The 18,212-nt window shown below is 59.5% G+C and carries 18 protein-coding genes and 1 pseudogene; 16 read left to right on the top strand and 3 right to left on the bottom strand.

What is annotated here, in order from left to right; genetic code table 11:
• Positions 1–6: 6 nt before the first annotated feature.
• From ACFO5X_RS18550 to ACFO5X_RS18520, 7 genes are all read left to right on the top strand, one after another.
• Positions 7–819, top strand: coding sequence for an ABC transporter ATP-binding protein (locus ACFO5X_RS18550; protein WP_380719740.1), 813 nt, complete (start codon positions 7–9; stop codon positions 817–819).
• A gap of 33 nt (positions 820–852) precedes the next feature.
• Positions 853–2,091, top strand: coding sequence for an ABC transporter substrate-binding protein (locus tag ACFO5X_RS18545; protein ID WP_380719738.1), 1,239 nt, complete (start codon positions 853–855; stop codon positions 2,089–2,091).
• 98 nt (positions 2,092–2,189) lie between these two features.
• Positions 2,190–3,440 (top strand): ABC transporter substrate-binding protein, encoded by a 1,251-nt coding sequence (locus ACFO5X_RS18540; RefSeq protein WP_380719736.1) that lies wholly within the window; start codon positions 2,190–2,192, stop codon positions 3,438–3,440.
• Between the two features lie 15 nt (positions 3,441–3,455).
• Positions 3,456–4,307, top strand: a complete 852-nt coding sequence (locus ACFO5X_RS18535) for an enoyl-CoA hydratase/isomerase family protein (RefSeq protein ID WP_380719734.1) — start codon at positions 3,456–3,458, stop codon at positions 4,305–4,307.
• A gap of 11 nt (positions 4,308–4,318) precedes the next feature.
• Complete coding sequence (locus tag ACFO5X_RS18530; RefSeq protein ID WP_380719732.1) at positions 4,319–5,101, top strand: enoyl-CoA hydratase/isomerase family protein; 783 nt, start codon at positions 4,319–4,321, stop codon at positions 5,099–5,101.
• A gap of 40 nt (positions 5,102–5,141) precedes the next feature.
• Positions 5,142–5,900: an electron transfer flavoprotein subunit beta/FixA family protein gene (locus tag ACFO5X_RS18525; protein ID WP_068242682.1), complete on the top strand. Its 759-nt coding sequence runs from the start codon at positions 5,142–5,144 to the stop codon at positions 5,898–5,900.
• Positions 5,900–6,826, top strand: a complete 927-nt coding sequence (locus ACFO5X_RS18520; RefSeq protein ID WP_068242685.1) for an electron transfer flavoprotein subunit alpha/FixB family protein — start codon at positions 5,900–5,902, stop codon at positions 6,824–6,826. Before ACFO5X_RS18525 ends, ACFO5X_RS18520 begins: the two co-directional genes overlap by 1 nt.
• A gap of 130 nt (positions 6,827–6,956) precedes the next feature.
• Here ACFO5X_RS18520 and ACFO5X_RS18515 read toward each other — a convergent pair.
• Positions 6,957–7,121: pseudogene (locus ACFO5X_RS18515) on the bottom strand (transposase); the annotation flags it as partial.
• A gap of 422 nt (positions 7,122–7,543) precedes the next feature.
• Between ACFO5X_RS18515 and ACFO5X_RS18510 the strand changes: the two are divergent.
• The gene (locus tag ACFO5X_RS18510; RefSeq protein ID WP_380719729.1) at positions 7,544–8,701 is read left to right on the top strand and encodes an acyl-CoA dehydrogenase family protein; all 1,158 of its coding nucleotides are present in this window, start codon (positions 7,544–7,546) and stop codon (positions 8,699–8,701) included.
• A gap of 18 nt (positions 8,702–8,719) precedes the next feature.
• On the opposite strand, the gene ACFO5X_RS18505 is transcribed toward ACFO5X_RS18510, so the two are convergent.
• On the bottom strand, positions 8,720–9,886 hold the full coding sequence (locus ACFO5X_RS18505) for a CaiB/BaiF CoA transferase family protein (protein WP_380719727.1): 1,167 nt from the start codon (positions 9,884–9,886) through the stop codon (positions 8,720–8,722).
• Positions 9,883–11,049 (bottom strand): CaiB/BaiF CoA transferase family protein, encoded by a 1,167-nt coding sequence (locus ACFO5X_RS18500; protein ID WP_068242732.1) that lies wholly within the window; start codon positions 11,047–11,049, stop codon positions 9,883–9,885. The genes ACFO5X_RS18505 and ACFO5X_RS18500 overlap by 4 nt, the downstream gene beginning before the upstream one ends.
• Before the next feature lie 78 nt (positions 11,050–11,127).
• Between ACFO5X_RS18500 and ACFO5X_RS18495 the strand changes: the two genes are divergently transcribed.
• The 8 genes from ACFO5X_RS18495 (at position 11,128) to ACFO5X_RS18460 (ending at position 18,206) form a co-directional block, all read left to right on the top strand.
• Positions 11,128–11,529 carry a Zn-ribbon domain-containing OB-fold protein gene (locus tag ACFO5X_RS18495; protein ID WP_380719722.1) on the top strand — a complete coding sequence of 134 codons (402 nt, stop codon included), beginning with the start codon at positions 11,128–11,130 and terminating at the stop codon, positions 11,527–11,529.
• Between the two features lie 3 nt (positions 11,530–11,532).
• Complete coding sequence (locus tag ACFO5X_RS18490; protein WP_380719720.1) at positions 11,533–12,684, top strand: thiolase; 1,152 nt, start codon at positions 11,533–11,535, stop codon at positions 12,682–12,684.
• Positions 12,685–12,707: 23 nt separating this feature from the next.
• Positions 12,708–13,565, top strand: a complete 858-nt coding sequence (locus tag ACFO5X_RS18485; protein ID WP_380719718.1) for a MaoC/PaaZ C-terminal domain-containing protein — start codon at positions 12,708–12,710, stop codon at positions 13,563–13,565.
• A 10-nt stretch (positions 13,566–13,575) separates the two neighbouring features.
• On the top strand, positions 13,576–14,712 hold the full coding sequence (locus ACFO5X_RS18480) for a CaiB/BaiF CoA transferase family protein (RefSeq protein WP_380719716.1): 1,137 nt from the start codon (positions 13,576–13,578) through the stop codon (positions 14,710–14,712).
• Between the two features lie 66 nt (positions 14,713–14,778).
• Complete coding sequence (locus ACFO5X_RS18475; protein ID WP_380719714.1) at positions 14,779–15,498, top strand: transglutaminase-like domain-containing protein; 720 nt, start codon at positions 14,779–14,781, stop codon at positions 15,496–15,498.
• Positions 15,495–15,944 carry a MaoC family dehydratase gene (locus tag ACFO5X_RS18470; protein ID WP_380719712.1) on the top strand — a complete coding sequence of 150 codons (450 nt, stop codon included), beginning with the start codon at positions 15,495–15,497 and terminating at the stop codon, positions 15,942–15,944. The genes ACFO5X_RS18475 and ACFO5X_RS18470 overlap by 4 nt, the downstream gene beginning before the upstream one ends.
• Positions 15,931–17,058, top strand: a complete 1,128-nt coding sequence (locus ACFO5X_RS18465; RefSeq protein ID WP_380719710.1) for an acyl-CoA dehydrogenase family protein — start codon at positions 15,931–15,933, stop codon at positions 17,056–17,058. Before ACFO5X_RS18470 ends, ACFO5X_RS18465 begins: the two co-directional genes overlap by 14 nt.
• Positions 17,055–18,206: an acyl-CoA dehydrogenase family protein gene (locus ACFO5X_RS18460; protein ID WP_068242714.1), complete on the top strand. Its 1,152-nt coding sequence runs from the start codon at positions 17,055–17,057 to the stop codon at positions 18,204–18,206. The genes ACFO5X_RS18465 and ACFO5X_RS18460 overlap by 4 nt, the downstream gene beginning before the upstream one ends.
• Positions 18,207–18,212 lie beyond the last annotated feature (6 nt).

The raw sequence follows: 18,212 nt of genomic DNA, 5'->3' as shown, positions 1-18,212 counted from the left end.
ATGCCGATGCAAGAAAAAGCTGAAGCCGCGCCCATTCTGTCAATGAACAGTGTCGAGGTGCTTTACGACAATATAATACTGGCGATCAAAGGTGTTTCGATCCAGGTGCCGACGGGCGAGATGATCGCGCTCCTGGGCTCGAACGGAGCGGGAAAAAGCACAACGCTAAAAGCGATCAGCGGTCTTTTGAAGGCAGAGCGCGGACGCATCAGCCGAGGTGAAATAGCGTTCCAGGGAACAGACATAACCGAAGTGCTTGCGCAAAACCGCGTCGGGATGGGTATCTGTCACGTCATCGAAGGACGGCGCGTTTTCGAACACTTGACCCCCGACGAAAACCTGACCGCCGCTGCGCCGCGCGGAATGTCCCGATCGGCGCTGAATGCAGAAAAAGAAAAGATCTACAACTATTTCCCGCGGCTTGCAGAACGCCGTAATTCGCAGGCGGGGTATCTGTCGGGCGGCGAACAGCAAATGCTTGCCATTGGCCGAGCTCTTGTGACCCAGCCGAGTCTGCTGATGCTCGACGAGCCGAGTCTTGGGCTTGCCCCGTTCCTCGTCGAGGAGATCTTCGGCATCCTGCAAAAGATCAATCGGGAAGAGGGCATGTCGGTCCTGCTGGTGGAGCAGAACGCACTGGCCGCTCTGGAGATTGTTTCGCAAGGGTACCTTATCGAGAACGGCCGCGTGGTCATGCACGGCACGGCCGAGGCCCTCAAATCCAACTCCGACATCCAGGAATTCTACCTGGGCGGCGGCGAAGGTACCGACTTTCACAGTGTTAAGCATTACAGCCGACGCAAGCGCTGGCTGAGTTAAGTCTCTAGACGCAGATTGTTCAGGGAGGACAAGATGAAGAAACTTACTAAGGCATTGACTGTATTTTCCATGATGGGGAGTTGGATGGCCGGAACCCAGGCTCTGGCGGAGCCATTCAAGGTCGGGGTTTGCTATGATCTCAGCAAGGCCTATACCTTCGCCACGCCGCAGGTGTCGCAGGCGGCAATGGATCTGGCTAAGCTGGTCAACATGCAGGGCGGGATCGGTGGCGAGCCAGTCGAAGTTATCGTTCGCGACCACGGAAACGAACCGCAGCGCGGCATCGAGTGTTATTCAAAGCTCAGCCGCGAAGGCGTCTTCGTCTTTGACACGCTTTCCACGCCTGTGTCTCTGGCAGTCCTGCCGCGGGCCATGGAAGATGAGAACATTCTGATGCAGTCACTTGTCGGTCGCGGCGATGCCGTAGACGGCACGGTCTTTGACTGGGTCTATCCGATCGGGCCGACTTATTGGGGACAGGCAGCCAACGACGTTGCCTATATCAAGCAATTGCATGACGGCGACATGTCGGATGTGAAGGTGGGCTTTGTCTATTTCGATTACCCCTTCGGGCAGGAGCCGATCGAGATTCTGAAAACCTTGGCCGAGAAGGAGGGTTTCGAGCTCCAACTCTACCCTGTGCCGCTGCCGGGCAGCGATCAGGCCAGTGTGTGGAGTAAGGTACGCCGTGAAAACCCCGACCATGTGATCGTCTGGATGCTCGGAGGCGCGCATGTCGTCGCCTCAAAAGAGATGAAGCGAAATGGCATTCCGATGGAGAAGTACATTTCGGTCAACTGGCTGAACGAAGTGGATATTGCCAATATCGGCAACGAAGCAGCTATCGGTATCAAGCGCGGCACCAATGTCGTGGGTGGACAGGATGTTGCCTTGCGACAAGAAATCATGACCGAGCTCTACGACAAGGGGCAAGGTTCCGGCCCGCTAGAGAAGACCCAGGACGTTTTCTATAACACCGGACTGGCCATGTACTCCATCGTGTTTGAGGCCGCGCGCAAAGCGGTCGAAAGCGAAGGTCTTCCGATCACCGCAAAGTCCTACAAGGCGGGACTGGAGTCGCTTGAAGGCTACGACGCGAACGGATTGATGGCACCTATTACCGTGACTGCCAAGGATCATGGCGGCGGTGGCAAGACACGCATCGAGATGTGGGACGGTAAGGCCTGGGTGCCGCAAACCGACTGGATATCTGAATATACTGATGTCGTATGGGAAGTGGTGAAGAAAAGCTCTTCGACATACCAACAGTAAGAAACGACCAAGAGTTGGGGAAAAAAACCGTTTACGGCTGCGGCTCACCCCAAAGACTGATCAAGCTGTTCGACTATCAACCATGGGAGGAATACACCGTGAAACTTACGAAACAACTCAAGACTGTGGCGCTCGCCGCAGCTTTGGCGGCAGGCGGGACAGTCGCGTCCGCGCAAGACAAAGATCCGATCCGGTTCGGACTCTGTTTCGACCTCAGCAAATCTTACACTTTCATCTCTCCTCAAGTGGCCCAGGCCGCGCAGGACCTTGCGATGTATACCAACGACAACGGTGGCATCGAGGGGCATCCGGTCGAGATCATCGTTCGTGATCATGGCAACGAACCGCAACGTGGCGTGGAATGCTATGAGCAGCTCAAGCGTGACGGTGTTTTCCTTTTCAACTTCCTGTCCACGCCCGTCACGAACGCGGTCCTGCCGCGGGCCATGAAGGACGGAAACGTTCTGATGCAGTCCTTCGTTGGCCGCGGCGACGCGGTTGACGGTGAAGTGTTCGACTGGGTGTTCCCGGTTGGTCCGACTTATTGGCAGCAGGCCGCCAACGATGTCGCCTTCATCAAAGGCCAGATGGGTGGCGATCTGTCCAAGGCAAAGATCGGCTTTGCCTATCTTGATTATCCGTTTGGCCAGGAACCGATCGAGATTCTGAAAACCCTGGCCGAGAAGGAAGGTTTCGAGCTCCAACTCTACCCTGTGCCGCTGCCGGGCAGCGATCAGGCCAGTGTGTGGAGTAAGGTTCGCCGCGACAAGCCGGACTATGTGATCAGCTGGCTGCTGGCCGGTGGGCATGTTGTCGCGGCCAAGGAAATGCGCCGCAACGGGTTCCCGATTGACCGTTACCTGTCGGTGAACTGGATGAACGAGGTCGATATCAAGAACATCGGCGCGGAAGACGCGAAGGGCATCCTTCGCGGGACAAATGTCGCCGGCGGCCAGGAAGTGCCGATCGTCAAGACGATGCTGGAAACCTACTATGCCAATGGCAAAGGCAGCGGTCCCGAGAGCTTGGTTCGCGACGTGTATTATAACACTGGGATGGCAATTTACTCGGTCGGTTTCGAGGCAGCGCGTATCGCGATTGCCGAGAAAGGTTGGCCCATTACGCCGGAAAGCATGAAGGCGGCTTATGAATCGATTGAGAACTTCGATGGCAATGGCGTCATGGCACCCGTCACTGTCACTGCGAACGACCACGGCGGCGGCGGCAAGACGCGCGTCGAACAATGGGACGGGTCAAACTGGGCTCCGTTGACCGACTGGAGCGCCGACTATCTTGACGTTGTCTGGGAGGTCATCAAGCACAGCTCCGCGACGTTCACCGTCGAATAAGTCGGTCTAACAAGCATGAACTTCCCCGCGGCAAACCTGTCGTGGGGAAGCTTCGCCCCAGAACTATCCAATGAGAACGAAGCAGGTATCATGAGCCCCATTGATGTGAAAATCGAAGACGGCATTGCGACCGTCTCAATCAACCGGCCCGAGCGAAAGAATGCGCTTTCCGTGGCCGCGACAAACGGGCTGACCGATGCCTGGGAACAGATCGAGACGGATGAAAGCGTTCGTGTGACAATTCTGACTTCGGCCGATTGCGGTGTCTTCTGTGCCGGGCTGGATTTGAAGGAAGCCACGCAGATTGCGCGCGATGAAGGGGTCGATATCCTGACCAAGATGCGCGATCCGTTTCACGAAACCATGCGCGCCTGCAAGAAGCCGATCATCGCGGCGATGACGGGGTCGCTGATGGCGGGCGGCATGATGCTGACGCTGAATTGCGATTTGCGGGTCGGACTCAAGGGAACCAAGGTTGGCATTACCGAGGTGAAGATCGGTCGCGGATCGCCTTGGGCTTCGCCGGCACTGACCATGCTGCCGCAGCCCATCCTTATGGAAATCCTGCTGACCGGAGACCTGATGCCGATCGAGCGGCTCCACGAATACGGGTTCACCAACTATATCGAGGACACCCCCGATGCCGTTCGCGCACGGGCATTCGACCTTGCCAAACGCATAGCCAGCGGGGCCCCGCTTTCGGTGATCGCCGCCAAAGGCGGCGTTCGCGCGACCATGGACCTGGGCTGTGCGGGTGGCCTCGAAGAAGGCAAGCGCCTGCACCAGGTTGTATATGCCAGCAACGACGCGATTGAGGGCCCCAGGGCATTCGCCGAAAAACGAGCGCCGGTCTGGACGGGTACATGATGGAGATTGCAATGACTGACCTTATTCATCTTGATCGGGAAGGGCCTGTCGGCATCCTGCGTTTTCTCCATCCAACAAAGCGCAACCCCTACAGCATGGCATTCGTCGAGCAACTGGTGGCGCTCTTGCGCGAGGCCGACCAGGATGATGCAATCCGCGTCGTCGTCATGACCGGCGGCGATCATTTCAGCAGCGGCGGCGATCTGGTCGGGTTTCAGTCTGAGATTGCCAAGGGCGCGAGAGCCACATCGGAAATGGTGGACAAGGTTCATGATGGCGGGCGCGCGGCCTATCTTTTTCGCAAGCCTCTGATTTCTGCTGTATGCGGAGTAGCATTTGGTGCCGGCCTCAGCCTGGCCCTGTCGGCGGATATCGTCGTAGCGGCCGAAGATGCCCGGCTGTGCGAGGTTTTTGCCCGTGTCGGCGGCTGCCCCGACACCGGGTCGAGCTGGCTTCTTCAACAACGTGCCGGCGCGGGCGTGGCGCGGATGCTTGTTCTCACGGGGCGCGAGATCGACGGGCGCACCGCCAAGGAACTGCGCGTCGTCGAGGAATGTGTGCCAGCCAGACAGGTCGAGGCACGCGCGCTTGAGATCGCGCGCGAGATTGCACAGCATCCGATGTTCGGCCTTCAAACCGCCAAGCGTGTGATGCGCGCCACGGCGGAATGCAGTTATATTGAGGCTCTGGATATCGAGCGTGATTGCCAAAGTGTTCTGCTTTGCGCGCATGACTTTCCCGAGGCCATGAAGGCGTTTTCGGAGAAACGCAAACCCCAATTCACGGACCGATAAGCCGGTCGAAATCATATCGAAGAACCCAAGGAGACCGTAGATGAAGGTGCTTGTGCCTGTCAAACGCGTGATCGACTACAACGTGAAGGTCCGCGTCAAGGCGGATGGAAGCGGTGTCGATCTCGCCAATGTCAAAATGTCGATGAACCCTTTCGACGAAATCGCGGTCGAAGAGGCGATCCGCCTCAAAGAGGCCGGCAAGGTCGAAGAAGTCGTCGTCGTGTCGATCGGCGTCAAGCAGGCGCAGGAAACCCTGCGCACCGCCTTGGCCATGGGCGCCGACCGTGCCATTCTGGTTAACGCCGCTGATGACGTCCACACCGACATCGAACCGCTGGCCGTCGCCAAGATTCTCAAGGCCGTCATCGCCGAGGAGAACCCCGGTCTGGTGATCGCGGGCAAACAGGCCATCGACAACGACATGAACGCCACCGGCCAGATGCTTTCCGCGCTGCTGGGTTGGTCTCAGGCGGCTTTTGCCTCCAAGCTGGAGATCGAAGGCGATCATGCGCTCGTCACCCGCGAGGTGGACGGCGGTCTGCAGACGATCAAGGTGAAACTTCCCACCATCGTCACCGCCGACCTGCGCCTGAACGAGCCGCGCTATGCGTCCTTGCCCAACATCATGAAGGCAAAGAAAAAGCCGCTCGAGGAAAAGACTGCCGCCGATTACGGCGTCGATGTCACCCCGCGTCTGACTGTGGTCAAGACCACTGAACCCGCAGCGCGCGCAACAGGCATCAAGGTGGCCTCGGTGGACGAGCTTGTAGCAAAACTCAAAGAAGCGGGGGCTGTGTAATGGCTGTTCTTCTGATTGCTGAAGTGACCGATGGCGCGCTGGCGCTGGACGCCACCGCCAAGGCAGTGACCGCGGCCAAACAACTGGGCGATGTGATCGTGCTCTGCACCGGCGCTTCGGCCAAAGCGGCGGCGGATGAGGCCGCCAAGATCGGGGGCGTGTCGAAGGTGCTGGTCGCCGAGGATGCGCTTTACGGCCACCGCCTTGCCGAACCCGTGGCCGCCCTGATCGTCAGCCTCGCCTCGGGCTATTCGCATATCGTGGCACCGTCCACGACCGATGCGAAAAACATCATGCCGCGCGTAGCGGCCTTGCTGGATGTGATGATTCTATCCGACGTGGTTGGCGTGATCGATGCCGACACGTTCGAACGTCCGATCTATGCGGGCAACGCGATCCAAACGGTGAAATCCACCGACAGCGTCAAGGTCATGACCATCCGGACCTCGACCTTTGACCTTGCGCCCACGGGTGGTTCGGCCCCGGTCGAAGTTATCGCCACCGGCGACGACCCCGGCCTGTCCGAATGGGTCGAAGATAAGGTGGCCGCCTCTGACCGCCCCGAACTGACCAGCGCAGGCGTGGTCGTGTCGGGCGGGCGCGGCGTTGGTTCGGAAACCGACTTCGCCCTGATCGAGAAACTGGCCGACAAGCTGGGCGCCGCCGTCGGCGCATCCCGCGCGGCTGTGGACTCGGGCTTTGCGCCGAACGATTGGCAGGTGGGCCAGACTGGCAAGGTCGTCGCCCCGGATCTGTACATCGCCATTGGCATCTCGGGTGCCATCCAACACCTAGCTGGCATGAAGGACAGCAAGATCATCGTCGCGATCAACAAGGACGAAGAAGCACCGATCTTCCAAGTTGCTGACTTCGGCCTGGTCGCCGACCTGTTCGTGGCCGTCCCGGCCCTGATTGACGCGCTGTAAATCGCGGCACATCGAATGCGAGAAAGCCCGTCATCCGGCGGGCTTTCTTTGTATGTACATCTTGTTCCTAAAGCGCCCGATCTTTAACCTGAGACATATCCGGCAGCCTTGAAGTAGTTCCAGCATTCGTCTGGCTGACCATGGACGCATCCGTGCCGCCATACTTCGCCCGCCACTTATAGAACGACGCATTGCTCAACTCATGTTCACGGCAAAGCTCGGCCATAGGTACGCCGCCTTCGGCTTGGCGCAGGATCGCAAGGATCTGGGGTTCGCTATATCCCGTCATCTTCATTCAAATTCTCCTCGTTCATCTTGCCGAGAAAATTCTACTTCCGCAGCCCCTTACTTTCGGGGGGGATTACCAGACGACGCATACTTTGAGGAAACACAGATGAACCAAGCGGCATGAAACCTAACCATGATCCATCTTAGCTGAGCCGCAAACCTGTTCAGAAAAGCAGGACCACTTCAGCGACCACAACCCGACGATTCCTCTTCAGGTGACATATGGCCTGACGCAAAAAGGCAATGAACTGGCCAGCGCTTTCGGTGCCTCGGCGGATATTGCTTGGAAGCGGGATGGTGATGCCGACCCTGTTCAGTAAAGCCGTGTCTAGCAACGTAACGCTGCGTTCGCCTTGAGACTGGGCCATTGCCGAAAAGGTAACAGATGTTAGATTTATGGCAATACCAACCTTAAGAATGGACTCCAATTTGTCTCTGATCACGAATAGTTCGGCCTGGGCTTCGGAAGAACACAAGATGTTCGCGAATAGCACACGCAAGCTTTTTGATGCCGAAATGGCTCCAAACATTGAAAAATGGGCGGAGCAGGGCATTGTCGACCGAGACTTCTGGAAAACAGTCGGTCAACAGGGTGTCATGGGCGGCTCGATTTCCGAAGAATATGGCGGGTTCGGTGGCGGCATCGGGTTCGATGCGATTACCGTTTATGAGCAGGGACGCACCGGTGATACGGGTTGGGGCTATGGCATCCAGTCCATCGTAATCCATTATATCAACGCCTATGGCAGCGAAGAACAGAAGAAAAAGTGGTTGCCGAAGCTGATCAGCGGCGACAGTGTCGCGGCCATCGCGATGACCGAGCCGGGAACGGGCTCTGACCTCCAGAACGTCCAGACCCATGCGGAAAAGGATGGCAACCATTACAAGATCAACGGCTCGAAGATCTTTATCACCAACGGACATACAGCCGATCTGGTAGTCGTCGTGGCAAAGACCGACCGCAGCGCTGGCGCAAAGGGCGTTTCGCTGATCGTTCTGGAAACCGAGGACGCCGTAGGGTTTCGTAGGGGACGGAACCTGAAGAAGTTGGGCATGAAGGGATCGGATACGGCCGAGCTGTTCTTCGAGGATGTGCGCGTGCCGACGGCGAACCTGCTTGGCCCAGAAGAGGGGCAGGGTTTCTACCAGTTGATGAAGCAGCTGCCATGGGAGCGGCTGATGATCGGCGTTACCGCGCTTGGGTTCATTGACTTTGCCATCGCTGAAACTGTGAAATATGTTCAGGACCGCAAAGCATTCGGCAAGCGGATCATGGATTTCCAGAACACACGCTTCAAATTGGCGGAATGCAAGACCAAGGCCGAATTGCTGCGCTCCTTCGTCAATGACGGGCTCGCGCGTCTCGAAACCGGCGAACTTGATGCGGCCACGGCCTCGATGGCGAAATGGTGGGGCAGCCAAATGCAAAACGAGGTCATGCATGAATGCCTTCAACTGCACGGCGGTTATGGCTTCATGATGGAATACCCGATCGCGCGCCTTTATGCCGACAGCCGGGTCCAGATGATCTATGGCGGCACCAACGAAATAATGAAGGAACTGATCGCACGTTCGCTGGATGTTTGATCCGTCCGGTGCAGGGGGTTATTTTTCACCCGGCCCGAATATCTCTTCGTCGTGCTCCCCCAGCCGTGGGGCAGGGCGGTGGTCATGTCGCGCCGGTGTCGCCGAGAACCGGATCGGCGGGCGTGTCGTCCAGATGGCTCCTTCGCTCGGGTGATCCATCTGCTGAAAAAACCCGGTCGCAACAAGGTGGGGGTCGTTCGGCAAATCCCACAGGTTATTCACCGGCATGGCGGGGATGTCAGCGTCCTCCATCAGGGCAAGCCAGTCATCCGTTGTCCGGGTCAACGCAATCTGCGCCACCATGTCGTAGACCGCGCCGATGTTGCGGCTGCGCGCATCCATGTCAGTGACCCAAACGTGGTCGATCATCTCATCGAGTCCGACCGCCTTGAAGAACCGCGCCCACTGCACGTTGGTGTAGGGCAGAATTGTGAGATAGCCGTCCGCCGTCCGAACCGGGCGCCTGTGCGGAACCAGCATCCTTGCATAGCCGAAATCCTTCGGGCTTTCTTCGAAGGTGGCGCCATCCAAATGTTCGACCATTAGAAACGATGCCAGGGTCTCGAACATCGGGACTTCGACATGCTGGGCTTCACCCGTGTGCTCGCGGTGGAACAGGGCCGCCATGACGGCATAGGCGGCTGTCACGCCACCAAGCTTGTCAGCGAGGATCGTCGGAGCATAAGCAGGCGGAGCCTTGGGGTCGCGCAATGTTGCCAAGCTGGCCAGGCCCGAAACCGACTGGACGGAATCGTCAAACGCGGGCTTGGCGGCATAGGGCCCGTCCTGCCCGAACCCAGTGACAGATACCGTGATCAGGTTTGGGTTTTCGTGGCGCAGGGTTTGGGGATCAAGCGACAGGCGCGCAAGCGCCGCGGGCCGGATGCTTGAAATCATTACATCGGCATCGGAGAGCAGTTTGCGCAGCCGGTCGCGGCCGGATTGCGTTTTCAGGTCGAGCACAACGCTGCGCTTGTTGCGGTTGGTCCCCAGAAAGGCGGCCCCCATCAGCTTGTTGCGGGACGGCTGGACCTGGCGCAAAAGATCTCCCTCGGGGCCTTCCACCTTGATCACATCGGCCCCCAGATCGCCCAGCATTTGCGTGGCCAAAGGACCGAAAACCACAGAAGTAAGATCGACAATCTTCACGCCATCAAGGATCGCGGGTTTCTGCGCAGCGGTCATTTATGCGTGTATCCTGTTCTATGACGAGGGTCGAACTCGGCGCGGATGGCTTTGCCGTCCGCGTCAAAAGCAGGGCAAGGGCCAAGTGTCGTCTCTCCGGCGCTGCGCCGGATCGGGGGCGCAGGGACGTTGATTTCGCCAGAGGGCGTGCTGATGACGGACCGGTCGAGCTGGGGGTGGTCGGACAGGGAGGCCACGTCGTTGACTGCCGCGAATGCAATGCCCGCAGCATCGAGCCTCTTCAGCATCTCGACGCGGTCATGCGAGGCGAACACGGTCTTGATGAGCGCTTCGAGCGCGGGCTTGTTGTCAATTCGCGCCGTGTTGTCATGAAATCGGGGGTCGGCTGCCAGAGTTGCATCGCCCAGTATGTGTTCACAGAACCGTTGCCATTCGCCGCTGTGCTGCACGGTAATGACGACAAGCTGACCGTCCTTGCACTCATAGGCGCCGTAGGGGCAGATCACCGTGTGGTTCAGACCGACGCGGGGCGTCGGTTTGCCAAGATAGTCGTGATAGAGCAGCGGAACCGACATCCAGTCGGCCATCACGTCGAACATGGCCACCGAAACGCCGCTACCTTTGCCGGTGCGCTCACGCCCGATCAGCGCTTCGCAGATCCCGGCATGGGCTGTCATGCCCGTGGCGATGTCGCAGACCGACACGCCAACCCGCCCCGGCCCGTCCGGCGTGCCGGTCACCGATGCCAGGCCGCTTTCGCATTGCACCAGAAGGTCATAGGCCTTGGCGTTGCGCATCGGGCCGTCTTCGCCGTATCCGGTGATGTCGCAAGTCACGAGACGCGGGAACCTCTCTCGCAGACTCGCGGAATCCAGACCCAGCTTTGCCAGGGCGCCCGGCAAAAGATTTTGAATGAACACATCCGCGTTTTCCAGCATTTTCAGCAGGATATCGCGATCTTCTGCTGCTTTGATATCCAGTGCGACCGATTCCTTGCCCCGGTTTAGCCATGTAAAATAGGCGCCTTCGCCGTTGGCGGCAGTATCATAGGCGCGCGCGAAATCGCCCACGCCCTTGCGTTCGACCTTGATCACCCGCGCACCGGCATCGGCAAGCCGCGAAGAGCAAAAGGGCGCCGCCACCGCCTGTTCGAGCGCGATGACGAGCTTGCCGGAAAGGGGGGCTGAACTTGAATCTGACATGGCGTTCTCTCAAGTGAACCTATGGGATTGACAAAATCTAACAGCTGTTAGAAATATTATCAATACGATTAACCAGGAATGGACCATTTGAGGAGAATGCCGGTGCCGGACGCCACAGGACCAGACCAGATATTCCAACGCGCGCTGACAAACGGGGAGATCATGCTGCCCAGGTGCGATGATTGCGGAGTCTATCATTTCTTTCCAAGGGTCCTGTGTCCGCACTGCCATGGGACCGCGATCTCTTGGCATCCCGCCAGCGGCAAGGGCCGGGTCCACACCACCACTGTCGTGCGTCAGAAGCCCGAGCGCGGCGGCGACTATAACGTGTGCGTGGTGGAACTGGAGGAAGGCGTTCGGATGATGAGCCGGGTCGAGGGCATTGCCCCCGGTGACATTGTCATCGACATGGCCGTGACCGCCTTCGTGGGCGGGGCCGAGGGCCAACCGGCCGTGTTGTTCAAACCGGCGGAGGTATAGGCCATGACCACCAAACTTCGGGGAAAATCCGCCATTGTGGGAACCGGGCACGCGGGTTTCGGCGAGGCGCATGGGCTGACGGCCTATGATGTCATGGCGCAATCCGCGCTTGCGGCACTTGGCGATGCGGGGCTGAAGCTGTCCGATGTGGACGGTCTGTTCTGCACCATGATGGAAGACAGCATGCCTGCCCTTATGGCGGCCGAATATCTGGGCATTCAGCCCAGGTTCATCGACGGCACCATGACGGGCGGGTCGTCCTTCGTGAATTACCTGACCTCCGCCACAATGGCGCTGGAGGCTGGCCTGTGTGATGTGGCGCTGATTGTTTATGGCTCCAACCAGCGCACCGCGTCGGGCAGGCTGGTGACGGCCTCGCGCCCGCCCGCCTATGAGGCGCCCTATAATCCGCGATATCCGATTTCCGCCTATGCGATGGCGGCGGCACGGCACATGCATGAATTTGGCACCACCCGCGAACAGCTGGCCGATGTGGCCGTGGCCGCGCGGGCCTGGGCGCAGCACAACCCAGAGGCATTCGAGCGCGGCCCGCTCAGCCGCGCGGATGTTTTGGGCGCGCGTATGGTGGGCGATCCGTTGACTGTGCGCGATTGTTGTCTTGTCACCGATGGCGGCGGGGCGATCGTGATGGTTCGCGCCGACCGTGCCAGGGACTTCCCTAAGGCCCCGGTTTACGTTTTGGGCAGCGCGGCGGAAAGCTCGCATCGCCAGATTTCGCAGATGAAGGACTTCACCGTGACCGCCGCGCGCGAGTCGGGCGCACGCGCCTTTGCCGCCGCGGGCGTGTCGCCTTCGGACATTCAGGCGGTCGAGCTTTACGATGCGTTCACTATCAATACGATCCTGTTTCTGGAAGATCTCGGCTTTTGTGCCAAGGGCGAGGGCGGTGCCTTTGTCGAGGGCGGGCGCATCGCGCCGGGCGGGGTCTTGCCGGTGAATACCAATGGCGGGGGCCTGTCTTGTGTGCATCCCGGCATGTATGGCATTTTCACCGTGATCGAGGCGGCGCGGCAGATCCGTGGTGATGCACCCGGCATTCAGTTGAAGGATGTCGACCTGGCGCTGGCGCATGGGAACGGCGGTGTGCTGTCCAGCCAGGTTACGGCAATCCTGGGTTCGCAAAACACACTCTAATAACAAACAAGGGAGGAAAGTTCATGCCATTGGATTTCGACGCGCTATCGAACTGGGAATTTGAGGAGATCGAGCAGACACTGACCGAGCGGGATACCATCCTTTATGCGCTCGGCCTTGGGTTCGGCGAGGATCCGACCGACAAAAAGGAACTGGCCTTCGTCTATGAAGACGGGCTGAGGGCGGTGCCCTCGATGGCGGTCACGATGGGGTATCCGGGCTTCTGGCTGCGCAACCCCAAGACCGGCGTGAACTGGCAGAAGGTGCTGCATGGTGAACAATGGCTAGACATCTACAAGCCGCTGCCGGTGAAGGGCAACATCATCGGCCGCAGCCGGATCGACTTTATTTCCGACAAGGGCGAGGGCAAGGGTGCCGTCATCTACCAAAGCCGCGAAATCATTGACGCGGACACCGGCGACAAGCTGGCTCGCGTGTCGATGTCGGCCTTCTGCCGCGGCGACGGCGGGTTCGGTGGCAAAAACAGGCCCGGCCCGGCCCCGGCGGCTTTGCCCGACCGCGCGCCCGATCATGTCTGCGATATCGAAACACTGCCGCGCCAGGCGCTGGTTTACCGCCTTAGCGGTGACATGAACCCGCTTCATGCCGACCCGGATGTGGCGCGATCGGTCGGGTTCGACCGGCCGATCCTGCACGGCCTTGCGACCTATGGTCTGGCGGCGCGGGCGATCCTCAAATCGCTGCTCGATTATGACGCCGCCCGGCTTGTAGGGCTGGACGTGCGGTTTTCCGCCCCGGTCTATCCCGGCGAGACCGTGCGGTTTGATATCTGGGAAGAGGGTGGCGAGGCCCGGTTCCGCGCTTCGATCCCGGCCCGCGACGTGGTGGTTCTAAACAACGGGGCTGCGCGTTTCGCGTGAGGGAGGGACGATGACACAGCCGCTCAAGGATATCCTGGTGCTGGATTTCAGTACCCTTCTTCCCGGCCCGATGGCCACGCTCATGTTATCCGAAGCCGGGGCCGAGGTTATCAAGTTCGAGCGTCCGGGCACGGGTGAGGACGCACGCCTGACCGCGCCGAAAATAGACGGGGAGAGCATTGGCTTCGCTGTTTTGAATCACGGCAAGCGGTCGGTGGCAATCGACCTCAAGTCAAAGGGCGCAATGAATGTTCTGCGCCCTTTGCTTGAAAAGGCCGATGTTCTGGTAGAGCAATTTCGCCCCGGAGTGATGGACCGGCTCGGTCTGGGATACGAGGCCGTGCGCGAGATCAATCCCGGTCTCATCTATTGTTCGATCACCGGCTATGGACAGACCGGCCCGAAGGCTTCGACTGCCGGGCATGATCTCAATTATGTGGGCGATTCGGGGATTCTGTCACTGAGCCGTGGTCCGGATGCCCAGCCAACCATACCCTTCGGGCTGGTCGCTGATATCGGGGGCGGAACCTATCCGGCGGTGGTGAATATCCTGCTGGCCCTGATTGCGCGGCAGGCAAGCGGTCAGGGGACGCATCTGGATATCGCCATGTCCGAGGGGGCGTTTGCCTTTGCCTACTGGGCCCATGCCGAAGCTGTGATCGCCGGGCAGAACATCGAGAGCGGCCACAGCCGCCTGACAGGCGGTCTGGCCCGGTATCGGCTGTATACGGCTGCGGATGGACGTCAGATTGCCGTTGGCGCGTTGGAAGAAAAGTTCTGGCAGTCGTTCTGCGATGTCATCGGCCTGCCGCAGGAGCTTCGTGATGACTGGTCCGACCCCAATGCCAGTGTTGCGGAAGTGACGCGCCGTCTGGGCGACCAGCCCTCGACCCATTGGGAGTCTTTGCTGGCCGCGGCGGACTGTTGTTGTTCCGTCGTGAAAACGCCCGCCGAAGCTGCGGCCGATCCGCATTTCATCGCACGCGGCGTATTCGAGCGGAAGCTGAACATTTCCGGTCGGGAGGTACCGGCGCTGCCGCTGCCAATTGCACCGGAATTCCGTTCTGCGGCAAGTTCGGCCGGACGTGCTGCGGCCTTGGGGGAAGACAATACCCGCTTTGGCCAGGACTTGCGAAAAACAGAATAAATCTCGTTGACCCGCAGGTTTCCAGATTGTAATCTAACAATTGTTAGAAAAAGATGGACAGATCCAATGGCCCAACCCCACGACGACCTCCCGACAGAAGCTGCGCGCTTTGTCTCGCCGTCGCACTTTGTTGAAAGCGACAGCCTCGAAGTGCAGGGTTTCGTCACATCGGCCTTGCGCGATCTTCCTGTGGACGCGACCAAACGAGACAAGGCGATCCGCCTGTTCGAAGCGGTTCGCGACGATATCCGTTACGACCCGTATTGTTTTGCGCTGGATGAAGATTCTTACCGTGCCAGCCGGATCGCCGGGGCGGAGGCATCGTTCTGCGTTCCCAAGGCAATCCTGCTTGCGGCCTGTCTGCGCTCCGTCGGTATCCCCGCCGCTTTGGGGTTCGCGGATGTGCGCAACCACCTGAATACACCCAAGCTGCAAGAGCTGATGGGGACCGATCTCTTTATCTATCACGGCTACGTTCAACTGTGGCTGGGTGGTGAATCCTACAAGGTCACACCCGCTTTCAACATAGAGCTGTGTGAACGATTCGGGGTCAAGCCTCTGGTCTTTGACGGCTATCATGATGCTCTTTTCCACGAATTCGACGAGAAGGACCAGCGCCACATGGAGTATGTGAACGACCGGGGTCTTTACGTCGATGCGCCGATGGCGGAATTCCTGACGGCCTTCAAGGAAACCTACCCGAAACTGGAAGAGTTCAACCGGGTGAGAATCTCCAAAGATTCGAGCGGGTATGATTCCGGTTTCGCAAAGGAGGGGGCCGCTTGAAATATCTTGACGATTTCGAGTCGGGCCAAGTCTTTCACTTTCGCAGCGCCCCGATGAGCGCACAGTCCATAAAGGCCTTTGCCCAGGAGTGGGACCCGCAACGGCTGCACACCGACGAAGACTATGCGACCGCGATACATGGCAGCCTGATCGCCTCGGGATTTCAGACCGTGCTTGAGGTGTTCAAACCTGTCGTGACGGAATTGATGGTCAATGTGGCCAATATCGGCGGCATGGGCTTCGAGAATCTGCGCTGGCTGCTGCCTGTCCGCCCGGATGAACCCCTCGATATCGAAATGACTATCAACTCGGTCACGCCGTCCAAAAGCAAGCCCGATCGAGGTGTTTTGCACTATACGCTCAGCGTCAGGAACCCCAAGGGCGAGGTGGTTCTTTCTGCTGACGTCCCATTGATGATGAAGCGAAAACGAAATGACACAGGTTGATATGCAATCCAGCGAACAAGAAGAAGACCTTCGCCTGCTGCGCGAAAGCGCGCGCACGCTGTTTGACCGCGCGGGCGGAAGTGGACGGTCGCGAAAGCTCCGCGATGCCGGGGGCGAATTTGACCCGGATATGGTCCGGGAATTGGCCGAAGCCGGTGTTTTTGGCGTGGCCGTGCCCGAAGAACAGGGGGGGCTTGGCATGGGCCTGGCTGCCGGTGGCGTTATCGCCGAAGAGGTCGGCCGCGTGATCGCCCCGGAACCGGTCGTGGCGACGATTGGTCTTGGCCTAGGCCTTCTGCGCCGCCTTTGCCCGGAGCATCCGAAGCTGGAACAGCTTATCGGCGGCGAGGCATCGCTGGCGGTTGCCTGGCAGGAACGTGGTCCGGGCGGCGCTCCCGCTGTTGCGACCTGCCGGTATGCGGACGGAAAGCTGACCGGCGGCAAGGCCTGGGTGGTTGGCGCGGCAGAAACGCAGGGTTTCCTTGTTGTAGCCGAAGCAGATGGTGGCCCGGTTCTGGTTCTGGCCGAGGCCAGCGCGGATGGGCTTGTTACGACCAGGCGGGCGCAGGCCGATGGCAGTTCCTTGGGCGAGCTTTCCTTTTCAGGAACGCCGGCTGCGGAGCTGGCCTGCGGTGCCGCGGTTCAGGGAGCGCTGTCCGAGGCTGTGGCCGACGCAACGGCGCTTGCCGCAGCCGAGCTTGTCGGCCTGAGCCAGCGCGCCTTCGAGATTACGCTCGACTACATCAAGACGCGCGAGCAGTTCGACAAGCCGATCGGATCCTTCCAGGTCATCCAGCACCGCGCCGTCGACCTGAACGTGATGTGCGAGGTCGCGCAGGCCGCAGTGCGCGAAGTTCTGATGCGGATGGATGGCGAAACCGACGCAAGTATCCGCGCACGTCTGGCCAGCCGGGCCAAGGCACGGGCGGTCACGGCCGCCAGGAAAGTCACCCGCGACGCGATTCAGCTGCACGGGGCGGTCGGCTATACTGACGAGTTTGACATCGGGCTTTATCTGAACCGGGCGCTGGTGCTGTCGGCCTGGTTGGGCGACGACGTATATCACAGGCGGATTTGGCTCGACGCGCGCGAAGAAGAGGGAGTCGCACAATGACCGACTGGAACGCTATGAGCGATGCAGAGTTCCGAAAAGAGGTGCACCAGTTCTTCGAGACGGAATACCCCGAAGAACTGCGCCATCTGCCACACCGCCCGAAATTCGCCGAGATCGAACATTGGCATCGCAAGCTGCACACCAAGGGATGGGTTGCGCCGGCCTGGCCCGCGGAATACGGCGGCATGGGGCTGAACGCCGCCAAGCTGCTGATCTTCTACGAAGAGCAGCAGCGCGGGGGTGTCAACCGTGGCCGAGACATGGGTGTGCAGATGGTCGGCCCCCTGATCATCAAGTTTGGCACTCAGAAACAAAAAGACTATTGGCTGCCACGTATTTTGAGCTGCGAAGACATCTGGTGCCAGGGCTACTCCGAGCCCGGCGCCGGGTCCGATCTGGCCAACCTGCGCACGCGTGCCGAGATTGACGGCGACGATTTCGTCATCAATGGCCAGAAGATCTGGACCACGATGGCGCATGATGCCTCGCACATCTTCATGCTGGTTCGGACCGATCCGAACGCGCCGAAGAAGCAGCAGGGCATCAGCTTCCTGCTCGCTCCGATGGATCAGCCCGGTGTCGACGTGCGCACGATCACAACCCTGTCGGGTGAGACGGAGTTTTGCGAAGTCTTCTTCGACAATGCCCGTACCCCCCGCGAGAACCTCGTGGGCGAGTTGAACAAGGGTTGGAGCATGGCCAAGGCGCTCCTGAGCTTCGAGCGCATCTTCATCGGCTCGCCAAGCCTGGCCCAGAACGCGTTGGGGCAGCTTGAAAGTTTCGCCCGAGGCCGTGGCGCGTACGACGATCCGGTTTTTCGCGACCGTTTTGCCCAGGCCGCGCTCGATGTCGAAGATCACGCGGCGCTTTATGCCCGTTTTGCGGACCAACTGAAGCGTGGCGAGACGCTGGGCGCCGATGTCTCGATGCTCAAGATCTGGGTGACCGAGTGCTTTCAGCGCATCACCGAACTGATGATCGAGGCCGCCGGCCCCGATGGCGGCACCGTCGGCCCGCTTCAGGTCGGCAATGTAAGTGTCGATGTCCTTGCGAGCTTCTACAAGGCCAGACCGACGACGATTTACGGCGGATCGAACGAAATCCAACGAAACATCCTGTCCAAGGCCGTCCTCGGATTGCCTGACTGAACCCAT

It is taken from the genome of Seohaeicola nanhaiensis (assembly GCF_042654245.1).
Classification (GTDB): domain Bacteria; phylum Pseudomonadota; class Alphaproteobacteria; order Rhodobacterales; family Rhodobacteraceae; genus Seohaeicola_A; species Seohaeicola_A nanhaiensis.
The sequence above is the reverse complement of the archived record's forward strand: the minus strand, read 5'-3'. Positions and strand labels throughout refer to the sequence as shown.

Bases quoted from the DNA above. Each gene is read 5' to 3' on its own strand.
- ACFO5X_RS18535 (WP_380719734.1), top strand. From the start codon at position 3,456: ATGAACTTCCCCGCGGCAAACCTGTCGTGGGGAAGCTTCGCCCCAGAA.
- ACFO5X_RS18465 (WP_380719710.1), top strand. From the start codon at position 15,931: ATGACACAGGTTGATATGCAATCCAGCGAACAAGAAGAAGACCTTCGC.
- ACFO5X_RS18545 (WP_380719738.1), top strand. From the start codon at position 853: ATGAAGAAACTTACTAAGGCATTGACTGTATTTTCCATGATGGGGAGT.
- ACFO5X_RS18500 (WP_068242732.1), bottom strand. From the start codon at position 11,049: ATGTCAGATTCAAGTTCAGCCCCCCTTTCCGGCAAGCTCGTCATCGCG.
- ACFO5X_RS18505 (WP_380719727.1), bottom strand. From the start codon at position 9,886: ATGACCGCTGCGCAGAAACCCGCGATCCTTGATGGCGTGAAGATTGTC.
- ACFO5X_RS18550 (WP_380719740.1), top strand. From the start codon at position 7: ATGCAAGAAAAAGCTGAAGCCGCGCCCATTCTGTCAATGAACAGTGTC.
- ACFO5X_RS18475 (WP_380719714.1), top strand. From the start codon at position 14,779: ATGGCCCAACCCCACGACGACCTCCCGACAGAAGCTGCGCGCTTTGTC.
- ACFO5X_RS18460 (WP_068242714.1), top strand. From the start codon at position 17,055: ATGACCGACTGGAACGCTATGAGCGATGCAGAGTTCCGAAAAGAGGTG.
- ACFO5X_RS18530 (WP_380719732.1), top strand. From the start codon at position 4,319: ATGACTGACCTTATTCATCTTGATCGGGAAGGGCCTGTCGGCATCCTG.
- ACFO5X_RS18490 (WP_380719720.1), top strand. From the start codon at position 11,533: ATGACCACCAAACTTCGGGGAAAATCCGCCATTGTGGGAACCGGGCAC.
- ACFO5X_RS18485 (WP_380719718.1), top strand. From the start codon at position 12,708: ATGCCATTGGATTTCGACGCGCTATCGAACTGGGAATTTGAGGAGATC.
- ACFO5X_RS18480 (WP_380719716.1), top strand. From the start codon at position 13,576: ATGACACAGCCGCTCAAGGATATCCTGGTGCTGGATTTCAGTACCCTT.
- ACFO5X_RS18520 (WP_068242685.1), top strand. From the start codon at position 5,900: ATGGCTGTTCTTCTGATTGCTGAAGTGACCGATGGCGCGCTGGCGCTG.
- ACFO5X_RS18525 (WP_068242682.1), top strand. From the start codon at position 5,142: ATGAAGGTGCTTGTGCCTGTCAAACGCGTGATCGACTACAACGTGAAG.
- ACFO5X_RS18495 (WP_380719722.1), top strand. From the start codon at position 11,128: ATGGACCATTTGAGGAGAATGCCGGTGCCGGACGCCACAGGACCAGAC.